Source organism: Kitasatospora sp. NPDC058406 (assembly GCF_042722765.1).
Lineage (GTDB): Bacteria > Actinomycetota > Actinomycetes > Streptomycetales > Streptomycetaceae > Kitasatospora.
In genome coordinates this window covers 1-10,195 of sequence record NZ_JBHXKE010000289.1, presented here as the reverse complement: position 1 = coordinate 10,195, position 10,195 = coordinate 1, and the positions used below count along the sequence as shown (strand labels likewise).

The 10,195-nt window shown below is 69.3% G+C and carries 11 protein-coding genes; 4 read left to right on the top strand and 7 right to left on the bottom strand.

Translation table 11 applies throughout. The features are described from left to right. Positions 1-91: 91 nt before the first annotated feature. Entirely contained in the window at positions 92-253 is a 162-nt protein-coding gene (locus ACFWOG_RS35855; RefSeq protein ID WP_380363535.1) for a LysR family transcriptional regulator, read from the bottom strand. A gap of 71 nt (positions 254-324) precedes the next feature. On the opposite strand from ACFWOG_RS35855, the gene ACFWOG_RS35850 reads away from it, so the two are divergent. Beyond that, positions 325-1,245: a cyclase family protein gene (locus ACFWOG_RS35850; protein WP_380363533.1), complete on the top strand. Its 921-nt coding sequence runs from the start codon at positions 325-327 to the stop codon at positions 1,243-1,245. Positions 1,246-2,239: 994 nt separating this feature from the next. Here the strand turns inward: ACFWOG_RS35850 and ACFWOG_RS35845 are convergent. Continuing rightward, positions 2,240-2,548, bottom strand: a complete 309-nt coding sequence (locus ACFWOG_RS35845) for a hypothetical protein (RefSeq protein WP_380363531.1) — start codon at positions 2,546-2,548, stop codon at positions 2,240-2,242. Positions 2,549-3,778: 1,230 nt separating this feature from the next. Between ACFWOG_RS35845 and ACFWOG_RS35840 the strand changes: the two genes are divergently transcribed. Then, the gene (locus tag ACFWOG_RS35840; RefSeq protein WP_380363529.1) at positions 3,779-4,495 is read left to right on the top strand and encodes a hypothetical protein; all 717 of its coding nucleotides are present in this window, start codon (positions 3,779-3,781) and stop codon (positions 4,493-4,495) included. A gap of 191 nt (positions 4,496-4,686) precedes the next feature. On the opposite strand, the gene ACFWOG_RS35835 is transcribed toward ACFWOG_RS35840, so the two are convergent. Then, positions 4,687-5,193 carry an N-acetyltransferase gene (locus tag ACFWOG_RS35835; RefSeq protein WP_380363527.1) on the bottom strand — a complete coding sequence of 169 codons (507 nt, stop codon included), beginning with the start codon at positions 5,191-5,193 and terminating at the stop codon, positions 4,687-4,689. A gap of 175 nt (positions 5,194-5,368) precedes the next feature. On the opposite strand from ACFWOG_RS35835, the gene ACFWOG_RS35830 reads away from it, so the two are divergent. Together ACFWOG_RS35830 and ACFWOG_RS35825 are read left to right on the top strand one after the other, a co-directional pair. Continuing rightward, positions 5,369-6,019 (top strand): hypothetical protein, encoded by a 651-nt coding sequence (locus ACFWOG_RS35830; RefSeq protein ID WP_380363525.1) that lies wholly within the window; start codon positions 5,369-5,371, stop codon positions 6,017-6,019. A gap of 161 nt (positions 6,020-6,180) precedes the next feature. Continuing rightward, positions 6,181-7,293: an EcsC family protein gene (locus tag ACFWOG_RS35825; RefSeq protein ID WP_380363523.1), complete on the top strand. Its 1,113-nt coding sequence runs from the start codon at positions 6,181-6,183 to the stop codon at positions 7,291-7,293. A 263-nt stretch (positions 7,294-7,556) separates the two neighbouring features. On the opposite strand, the gene ACFWOG_RS35820 is transcribed toward ACFWOG_RS35825, so the two are convergent. The 4 genes from ACFWOG_RS35820 to ACFWOG_RS35805 all read right to left on the bottom strand — a co-directional run. Next, the gene (locus tag ACFWOG_RS35820) at positions 7,557-7,877 is read right to left on the bottom strand and encodes a hypothetical protein (RefSeq protein WP_380363521.1); all 321 of its coding nucleotides are present in this window, start codon (positions 7,875-7,877) and stop codon (positions 7,557-7,559) included. 25 nt (positions 7,878-7,902) lie between these two features. Continuing rightward, a complete protein-coding gene (locus tag ACFWOG_RS35815) occupies positions 7,903-8,763 on the bottom strand; it encodes a DUF3592 domain-containing protein (protein ID WP_380363519.1) in 861 nt (286 codons plus the stop codon). A gap of 3 nt (positions 8,764-8,766) precedes the next feature. Then, complete coding sequence (locus ACFWOG_RS35810; protein ID WP_380363517.1) at positions 8,767-9,885, bottom strand: hypothetical protein; 1,119 nt, start codon at positions 9,883-9,885, stop codon at positions 8,767-8,769. Between the two features lie 74 nt (positions 9,886-9,959). Beyond that, positions 9,960-10,195, bottom strand: a 236-nt coding sequence (locus tag ACFWOG_RS35805) for a hypothetical protein (RefSeq protein WP_380363515.1), incomplete at its 5' end; no start/stop codon positions are given.

The following is a 10,195-nucleotide window of genomic DNA, read 5'->3' as shown; positions in this document are numbered from 1 at the left end:
CCCGCCGACACCCTCCACACCGCCCGCGCCGCCGGCGGGCGTTCGTCGTGACACCGCCCCCGCTCATTCGAACGAGGGAGCGGGGCCGGTGTCACGAGCGGTCCACCACCGGCTGGTCGATCTCCTCCTCCAGTTGGGCGAGTTGCTGGGAGACAGCGGAGGTGGTGAGGTGCGGCAGCCGTGCGGCGTCCACGACGCCGCCGCGCAGGGCCACGGCGCGCAGGGCGCGCAGACGCCGGGGGACGAATATCATGCTGCAGAGCTGTAGCGGTACTTCAGAAATTCTTGCTTGCCCGCAAGCTGTCCTTCACTGACCATCGAGGCATGACCGATACGAGTGAGCAGTGGCGGGTGCGGTTCGACGCCGAGGTGGGCTTCGCCAACGGCGGCGGCCTGCAGACCCAGGGGTTCCGGCTGGACATCCCCGGGCCGGAGATCGAGGACGGCGAGCTCGGCGAACTGCTGGTGCGCCACCTCGGCCTGCTGATGGTCGAGGGAGTACGGATCACGAACCGGGAGGTCCTGCGCGAGCCGCACAAGGGCTCGCGCGGCACGGCCGCTGGCGGGGCCGCCACCGAACGCCGAATCGTGGACCTCAGCCACCCGATCCGCCCGGGCATGGTGACCTACCCCGGCCTGCCCGGCCCGGAGATCAGCGACCACCTCTCCCGGCACGCCTCGCGCGAACTCTACTCCCCCGGTACCGAGTTCAACATCGCCAGGATCTCGATGGTGGCCAACACCGGCACCTACGTGGACACCCCGTTCCACCGCTTCAGCGAGGGCCCGGACCTCTCCGCTGTGCCGCTGGAGCGGCTGACCGACCTGCCCGGCCTGGTCGTCCGGCTCGACGGCGCGCCGGGGCGCGCGATCGACCGCAGCCTGCTGCTCCCGCACGAGGTCACCGGCCGGGCCGTCCTGATCCACACCGGCTGGGACCGGCACTGGGGGACGGACGCCTACGGCAGCGGACACCCCTTCGTGACGGCGGACGCCGCCGCCTGGCTCGCCGAGCAGGGCCCGGCGCTGGTCGGCATCGACTCGGTGAACATCGACGACACCGCCGACGGCACCCGCCCCGCGCACACCGCGCTGCTGGCGGCCGGCATCCCGGTGGTGGAGCACCTGCGCGGCTTGGAGCAGCTGCCGCCGTCCGGCTTCCGGTTCTTCGCCGCGCCGCCGGCCGTCGAGGGCATGGGCACCTTCCCGGTCCGCGCGCACGCGCTGGTGGACGGGGAGCGGTGAGGGTGCTCTCAGCGGCGGTCGCGGCGGCGGCTGGGCTGGCGGCGCCCTGCTGCTCGCCGCGAACACGATGGCCTCCGCCGGGCGGAGCGGCGAGCGGGGAAGCCTGTGGAGCTGGCCCCCAATCACCGCCCTCGCCACCCTGATCCACACTCGCTGACCGCAGCCCGTCCACGCAATGGACGGTCTCCGCTCCCCCCGGTCAGTCGGTGTTCCGCCGCCGTCGGAGCACAGCCTTGTAAACGGCGAGGTCGCTGCCGTCGATGAAGACCTCAGCGAGGACGCGCTGAATCGCCCCGGGGTGAAGCGGTCCCGACCGAGAGCGTTGGCGAGGTCGAGTGAACGCCGGGAGGATGGCGATAAGCGAGCCGACTCCCAAAACGGCGCCACCCACCGTCAGGGCCGACCTGGGCGGGCACGGCCCAGCCCAGGAGCACAACAGCCGCGCCGACTCCGGCCGTGAGCATGCGAAGCCTCGTTGAACGTCCCCTCCGGTAGTCTGCCGCGGCTCCACGCCACGACATGTGCACGAATCTAACAGCGAAGACACCTTTGGGCGCCCGGAGTTGATGGGTACTCACATTCCGAGTCTGGTTGCGAGGTGTGTGCACCCCTTCTTCGCGCATCCGGTGTTGAGGCACCGGCCAGCCAGGCCTTGGCCTCGACGCTCCCCGCCCCCGAACCGGACGCCAAACCCGCACGTGAGTGCCTGCTTCCGAACCCCAAAGCAGCAGGTCAACGAGCCATTGCCCGGAATGCGAAGGCTGCGGAAGCGTTCGCCGAACGGTCACCGTGACGTTCGGCGAACGGAACTGCCGGGGTGTGTGGGATGCTCGGGGCGGTCTTCGGGGAGGCCTTCACCCGGAGGTCGGCGAACGCGGTCGGTGGACCGACTCAGCCTTGATCGTTCTCAAGTTGACCAGCAGCAACTTGGCTCGCGACTCACCTGGTACCAGGCTACCGACCCCGCAGAGTCCGAGGGCTCAGAAATAGGCACTCAGCAGTACGTCCGGGCCTTCTTGACTGCGGGTTCAACCTGCTGGGGGTCGGCGGTCACGTTGAACAGCTGCTGCGCCTCCTTCAGGGCGTCGGCGAGCGGCTGGAACTTGGCGTCCGCCAGGGCAGCCGCCCTGGCCAGTTCCTCGGCGCCGACGAGGCGCGCCACCTCGATGTCGAAGGCCTGCCCACCGTCGGTGCCCGGCATCCGTTCCGGCAGTCGACTCACCACCGCACAGGCCAACTCGGCGTCGGTGCCCTGGACCTTGCCGAACGCCGCCCCCGACTGGCAGGCCGTCAGAGCCAGCAACAGACCGACCGCGGCCACAGCAGTTGTCGGACGCCCCATCAGTTCCCCCCGCTCGAAGACTTCCGGCCATCCTCGGGGGCTTCGCTCAGGGAGGCATAGTCCAATCCCGGCCAGCTTGCACGGCTACCGACCCCGCAAAGTCCGAGGGTTCAGAAAAAGGCACTGCGGCCGAACCGGCACCGCAACCGGCGAACCACCCCAGCGTCTGTGTGAGGTGGGGCGATCCCGGGCGGCGCCGGCCGCGGGAACGGAACCAGGCCGAAGCCGCCGTGCGCGCGCTCGGCGACCAGATCCCCTGCCGGGGATTGAGGTCGGGCGCATAGGAGAGGAGCTGGAAGACCGTCAGCCAGTCCTCGTTCGCGGCGATGAACGCCTTCATCGGCGACATCAGGTGGGTGGACAGGTTGTCCCAGCGGAGCGCGACGGGGCCGCCGAGCTGGGTGCGGGCTCGGATGATCAGGTCCCGGTAGTGCTGCCACGTGAAGCCCTTGGGCTTGCCCTTGTGCCCCCGGTGGATACGGAAACGGTAGATCAGCCGGAAACGCGGACTCCCAGACGTTACGCACGCCCGGGCCGACTAGGGTCCGCTTCCTCATCCGCCGCGTACTCCACCAGCCCCACATCCCGGCGCAGCGCGGCGCCGAGTGCATTCCGGTCGGCCCGGGACGGGCAGGCTGAGGCGGGGGAAGGGTTTGTCGCGCAGGTCGACGAGGAAGGCCATGGCGGCGGAGAACACGCTGTCGGGCGTCGCGGGATGGGCGAGGAGGTCCTGCCTCGCCCATCTCCCGGTAGAACTCGATAAAACAGTCGGCAAGGAGTCGGAATGAATCCGCGCAGAGGTTGCCGAGGACGCCCGACCCGACATCGCAGAAGGGTACAGGCCCGGCGCCCCCGAGAGATCATGGCCGGACAGTCGTCCATATCCCAACCCGTCGCGAATTGGGCAGCGGCGAAGCTCCGCAGTGAATTGACATGCATCGGAACGTGAACGCTCGGCACAGCTTTCCAACAGGGCCTTCATCTCCGATACCCCGTCACTGGGGCTCCACGACAGAGGGATCACCGAGTGGCACTCGTCTCGTACCGGGCATAGCGTGGAACTGGTCGAGTGCCGAAGCCGCTGACTCTCGTCCTGTTGCAATCGCTGCAACAGGACGATAAGTACCACTCGAATCGCACCAAATGGGGGGCGCGTCACAGAGGTCATCGACAGAGAAGGGTCGCTGGGCAATGTCATCTCCAGAGGAACAGCGTCGAAAGCTGGAGAGGGATCTCCGCCAGCATGAGCATCGCGCTGACCGCATCAATGAAGAGATCCGAAACCTCAATAACGAGCTGAGAATCCACAATGTTCTATTGTCGCTCGGGCGAGACAAGAAGCTTCTGAACTTGCTCGATCAGCTGCGCGACGACGAAGTCCTGGCACGCAAATCACGTGAAATCGGCCGCTCGTTCTTCGAGCAACAAGGTGTCGAGCTCCCTCCGGAGATTCAGGTGGTGACCGGCGCCCCAACAGACCAAGGGGCGAGGATACGCGGTGTCTTTCTCGACGATGCCGGGCGCGAGTACGAGGTGGTGTGGGACTCGCAGCGCGGGTTCGACGTGCATCCCGAAGTCCGAGCGAAGAACCCGCTGGACCTCACCCTGTCCCACGCCAAGGAACGGACCCAGCAGAGCACGGACTTCACCCTCACGGGGACTGGGTTCACTCCCAATGGGCAGGTTTCCATGAACATCTTCATGGAGCCGGGGCTCAACGTCCCGAACAAGGACCTCGGAAGTGTATCCGCCAACCATCTTGGCGAGATCAGCAGGTTTCACCGCGCCTGGTACCTTCACGGTCCGGATCCTCAGACCAGGAACCCGGCTTTCATCGCAAGGGACGTGACAGAGGATCAAGCCGCGATCGACGAGGTTTCCAGCGCCTCTTGGTATCCCCTGTTGTGAACGCGGACCGAGCAGGCCTTCGAGTTGCCCGGGGCGAGGTCGACCCCGCCGGCCGCCCTTTCTCCTGATGCTCGGTGATTCGACACCAGCGAGCTGCTCAGGAGCCCCTCCTCGCATGCGCCGAGCACCCGACGACCACCCGGTCGAGACGGCCGTTCGACCACCAAACCCCCAGAGCACTACGACAACAGCTACTTACGCGTCGGGTGCTCGGGCAGGGCGAGCCAGTCCGACCAGGAGATCTCTCGGCCGAGGAACCGCGGCTGTTCGAACGGCCAGTCGGCGGCGATCCACTGCGGCACGAGCGTGTCGAGGGTCTGCTCGACCTTGCTGTCCACCAGGTCGTCCACCACCCACCAGGAGATCTCGCCGTCCGCGCCGGCCCTCTCCGGTGGGTCGATGTAGACGCAGCCGAGGAGAGCTGTCTCCGCTGTGTCGAACAGCGCGTAGTTGAAGGACTGGTGTGCGGCGATCTCTTTCTCGTGCCGCAACAGGTCGGCCTGGTCGGCCTCGTAGGTCATGGTGGCTGCGGGCCAGCCCCAGGCTGGGCCGAAGATGGTCCACAGCCGCTCGCGCGAACCCATCACAGCCGGATAGTCGAGCGGGGTGTCCGCCTCCCGGATCGGCCGCAGGTGATGCCCCCCTCCCGGCAGCGGTACCAGGACAGGATGGACGAAGTTATCGGGGAGCCAGCTCATAGCGCCCGACCGTAGCAGCGCGAGGCCGTCCGCTCCTCTGGATTTTCCCCGTTTACCGCCAGGCTCTGTTCTCCTGCCGGGCAGTACCCGCGATCACCCGATCGGGACTCCCGTTCGATCGAGAGAACGGATGATCGGCTCATGGTCATGAGCCGAGGACTACGAGGGGGTCGGTGTGAAGGAACTGCAAGACGCCATAGCCGGTCTGCTGCCTGCCGTGGTGGCGGCGGGGATCCGACCCGAGGGCTGCCCGGCGTGGCTGTGGCGGCCCGGCCGTGTTGAATGCGCCGGGGCATGGGAGGCAGTCTCGACCATCTACAGGGCGCTGACGGGACTGGTTCTACCAAAACAGGCTCCCGCTCGGGAGTGGCGGCGTCTGGACCTTGTGCTGACCTACGAGGACGGCCAGCAGCAGATCCTGGAGGTCGATGAGAAGCAGCACTTCACCAGCGCTCGCGCCCTGACCTTGGAGCACTACCCGTCGACCGTGGAGCTCGGCTTCGATGCCGCGCGGTGGCTGGCCCGATCGCGGGACCTGACCGGGCGCGAACCCGGCGGCGGGTACGCCGAGCCCAGGCCGCCGCTGTTCCCGGGCGACGGCGGCCGCCATCGCCAGCGCGCCTTCCGGGACGCGCTGGCGGATCTTCTGCCGGCCGGGCATGGCTGGCTGCCGACCGTCAGGATCAGCGCTACGGAGGTCGGCTCCGTGATCACCGCCCCGAACCCCGCTTCCTCGCTCAGCACACTGCTCGGCGAGCGGGGTGTGCCGGGCCACGGTCTCGTGTCCCCGCCTGCTGTCCCGGAGCGCATCGGCCCGAACGAGTGAGGGCTCTCCCGTCGGAATCCCATCAAGCGCAGGATGCCCCGGCCCGTCGGTTCTCTCTGATCGAGCCGGGCGGCGTGCGCGGTATCCGCGGCTGCCGCGGATTCCCGGGACAACTTCCCAACCCCCCGCGCGGTTCCTGCGCCAGAGCCTACGATCCCGGTGTGACTGAACCCTCGGACTACGAGTTTGAAGCATGGCGCGACATCCAGCGTTTCACAGGCCGCCCGCTGTCCCGGAGAATGGGCGAGGCCGGCGAACAGCTGGCCGTCGGTGCGGCGAAGCTCGGCAGGCGCGCGGCCAAGCGGTTGGAGAGCCACCCACGGGCCCTCTCCGCAGTGGCGCGTGGGCAGGAGATCGTCGCCGGAGGAGCCCGGAAGGCGGGTACCGCCGCGCGCAGTGCCGCCGACGCGATGCCCGACTGGAGCGGCGTGGTCGTCCAGTCCACCCGGCAGACGGTGGGGCGGCTGTCGCGCGCGGGACTGCCCCCCGCTCGGGTGGTGAAGCGCCATCAGAAGCGCGGTCACGACGTGTCGTCGCTGGCCGACCTTCACCGGCTCGACCTGGAGCAGATCGACGCGGTGCGGGGGCGCGCGGCCAGTTGGTACTACCCGGCCGCCGCGGCGCTGTCGGGAGCGACGGCGGGGTTGGTGATCTCGGGCGGGGAGCTGGTCGTCGCCGCCTCCGCAGGGGCCGCGGCAGCTCCTTCGGGAGGCATGATCGTGGGCGCCCTCGCCGGCGACGCCGCGATCGTCCTCGGACTGGCGTCCCGGGTGGTCGGCCATGTGTCGCTGTTCTACGGCTACGACCCCGAATCGCCCGCCGAGAAGCTGTTCGTGATGTCCGTGGTCAACGCCGGCACGGCGGTCTCGTCCTCCGCCAAAGTCGCCGCGATGGGCGACATCTCCCGGCTCACCCAGGCACTCGTGCGAGGCAAGGCGTGGGATGTCCTGAGCGAGTCTGTGGTCACCAGGGTCTCTGTGCAGTTCGCCAGAGCATTCGGCATACGCCTCACCAAGAAGGGCCTCGGCAAGGTCGTTCCCGGAGTCGGGATCCTCGTGGGCAGCACCCTCAACTGGTCCATGCTGGAGCGGATCGTCGACACCGCTGACATGGCCTACCGGCGCCGCTTCCTCATCGAGAAGTACCCGCACCTCGGCGACGAGGAGGCGACCGGTTCGTTCCTCGACACCGACGAGGGCGGCGTGGACTCCGATGACAGGCCGATCAGCGTCCTCGCCGAACTCTCCGAGGCAGGCGGACCCGACCTTCCCTGATCTACCAGGCGGTCTCGCCGTGCTGTTCGGCAAGGCTCGACGTCCCGCCCACCACGCGAGCGCAACGCTGTTGGTGGTACCCCGGGCACGGCTGATCGCCGCGCAGCGCGCCGCGGGGCTCCTCGGCGTACACCGTCACCCGGGCCGGCGGGTAGCGGTGCGGCCCGGGTGACGTTGCCGCGCCGGAACACCTCGACGATCCCCCGGTCGACCTGGATGGGCAGACGCTCGTGCCGGAAACCCGCGGCTCCGCCGCTTCCGCGTCAGACCACTCGCCGGTCGACGAGCGCGGCCACCTCGGTGAAGTACCCACGAAACAAGGGCTCGTCGCCGGGCGGTACCCGGAACTCGGGCGAGGTGCTGTACCAGAAGGCGGCCTGGTCGGTGCCGTAGAGTGCGGCGTCCGGGTCGCGTACGGTGCCGATGAACAACTGGCCGGGCCGGTCGGGCTTCTTGTAGTACACCAGCGCTCCGAGCCACCGCAGTGGCACCCGAAGCTCGGATCTGCCCCTGCTGAACAGTTCGAACACTCCCCGGTCCACGCGCAGGTGCAGGCTCTCGTAGTCGAACGTCAGGGGCTCCATGGCGGGACGATAACCGGCTCCCGGGTCACAGCGCGACCACCCCCACCACGGCCGCCGCCGCCACGACCAGGACACCCACCACATTGACGGCCATGTCCCGCTTCCAGGAACGGCGTTCGGCCTCGACGTCCAGGACGAAGTCGGCCGGGTCTGCGGGGGCGTAGTGGATCGTGAGGTCCGATCCCCGCGATCCGGCGGGGTCGGGGATTCCGGACCCGCAGTAGGCCGTGACCTCCCTGCCGTCCAGGGTGGTGAAGGTCACGACCGGCATCAGGGTGGTCAAGGTTTGGCCGTCGGAGTCGACGGTGACGCTCCTGAGGACGGCAACGACCCGGCCGGGGACGACGGCCATCGCGGCGAGTTCGTCGATGCGACGGTTCCGGTCACGGACGTTCCCGGGCAGGTGGAAGAGGCCTGAGAGGGTCCAGGGCCCGCAGAAGCCGACCAGAGCCCACGGCCATCCCCGGTCGACAACGGCGACGGCGACCAGGCCGGCGTAGACGAGGAAGAGCGAGAAGTTCGGCCGGCCGAGGCCGCGCCCGCCCTCGGAGAACCGATGGGAGAACCGGACGGCGTGGGGTCTGCCGCGCGGGTAGGACACGCCGATCTCCCGGCCCGTCCACGCCACACTGATCCTCTCGCCCCGCTCACCGTCGTTGGTGACGGTGAACTCCTGCCCGGTGGACGGGTCCTGGAACGAGACGACCACGGATATCCCGTCCTTCGGGGAACTCCCGTGCCGCGGCTCCTCCACCCGCTCGATCCGCCCCTTCGCCCGGACCGTCCGCTGCGCCCGGGTCATCCCGGCCAGCGACCTCCCGTATCCGACCAGCGCCAACGCGCCGAACACCCCGCACCACAGCGCCGCATACGCATGCCAGCCCATGGGTCAGCCTCCCGCCGAGACGCGCCGAACAACCTTGCCCTGCCCGTCCGCCTCCAGGTAGGCGGTGCCCTCGGAGCCGGTCACGGAGACCCTGAGGACGACCGTGCCGGTCAGACGGTCGGCGGTGAGCTGCCAGGTGCTCAGGGTGCCGACGCCCAGCGTGGTCATGGCCTCCTGCACCAGGGCGGGGACACGATCGTACGGCAGGGACTCCAGGTCGATTCGGGAGGCCGCCGGGGTGCTGGTCGGGGCGAAGACGACCGTCAGCAGGCGCTCCTGGACGGTGACGGTGAGCGCCCGCTGCCGGTCCTCGCCTCTGGCGAGCGTGGCGACGGAACCGCCCAACCTGCCGTCGTCGAGGAAGGACTGACCGGAGCCGAGGGCCACCGTGCCGGTCACCGACGACACGGTGATCGTGAACGCCGAGGAGGTGCCGGAGGCGGAGACCGGCGGCCGCGCGGTGCTGGTGCCGTCCTCGCCGAACAGGTCCGCGCGGAACAGGTCCGCGCGGAACAGCAGGACGACCAGGGCCGCGCCGAGCAGCAGACCGAGGAATCCGACCGCGGTGGCGCCGGCGCCTTCTGCGGGGTCGCTCGCCCGGGCCGGTCCGGGCGCGGAATCGAGACGGGCCGCGGCCACCCGCTCCTCCCACTCCGGGGTCGGGCGTTTGACGATCCTCACCTTCAGCGGCCGGTCCGGCGGGTACTGGACGACCAGGATGCCGCGCGGCCGGTAGTCGGGCAGGTAGGCGACGTTGATGTCCTGGGTGAACTCGACGCGGTACGCGGGTGCGTCGTCCGGTGCGACGGTGAGGTCGAACCTCACCGGCATGTCGCTCGCCTCACCTCTGACGGCCTCCCGGCTCTCGATCATCGCGAGGGCCATGCACGGCGGGACCGCCGCTTCCCTGGCCCGCCTCGGCATGCCGGCGAGGTAGCGGATCAGGACGTAGACCGCGAGCAGGCACGCTCCCCCGACGATCAGCGGCACACTCCCCAGGACGATCCCGACAACGACGGCCGCCAGGGACACCCCCGTCACACCGCCCGTGAGGAACCCCCGAGCGAGCATGACAGGCCTGTTCTGCGTGGGCGGCGGCGCGGCGCCCGTGGTAGTCGTCATACGGGCGATTGTGCTGGGCGCAGGTGACCTCCGGTAGGTGTCAGCCCTCGCCAGCTCTCCGGCGAGGCACGACGTCAACGCGTGCCGGCAACCCCGAGACCGCCGGGGCGCAGCAGGCGCTGCGAGCGGTCGGCGGTGGCGGCCTTGAGGACGCCGGGCACGCCGAGTGCGCCGAGTGCGCCGCAGTCCGTCGCGGTGGGGCTTCTCTCCTGACCGGGGGTCAGGGTGTCTCGCCGGAGGGGCAGGGCCTTGGTGCGTGGCCCCGACCTTCCGTAACGAGCGGGACCGGTGGCCGACCGTTCGGTCGGCC

Excerpts from the sequence above, each read along its gene's own strand:
- ACFWOG_RS35855 (WP_380363535.1), bottom strand. The coding sequence starts at position 253 with ATGATATTCGTCCCCCGGCGTCTGCGCGCCCTGCGCGCCGTGGCCCTG.
- ACFWOG_RS35850 (WP_380363533.1), top strand. The coding sequence starts at position 325 with ATGACCGATACGAGTGAGCAGTGGCGGGTGCGGTTCGACGCCGAGGTG.
- ACFWOG_RS35840 (WP_380363529.1), top strand. The coding sequence starts at position 3,779 with ATGTCATCTCCAGAGGAACAGCGTCGAAAGCTGGAGAGGGATCTCCGC.
- ACFWOG_RS35835 (WP_380363527.1), bottom strand. The coding sequence starts at position 5,193 with ATGAGCTGGCTCCCCGATAACTTCGTCCATCCTGTCCTGGTACCGCTG.
- ACFWOG_RS35820 (WP_380363521.1), bottom strand. The coding sequence starts at position 7,877 with ATGGAGCCCCTGACGTTCGACTACGAGAGCCTGCACCTGCGCGTGGAC.
- ACFWOG_RS35815 (WP_380363519.1), bottom strand. The coding sequence starts at position 8,763 with ATGGGCTGGCATGCGTATGCGGCGCTGTGGTGCGGGGTGTTCGGCGCG.
- ACFWOG_RS35810 (WP_380363517.1), bottom strand. The coding sequence starts at position 9,885 with ATGACGACTACCACGGGCGCCGCGCCGCCGCCCACGCAGAACAGGCCT.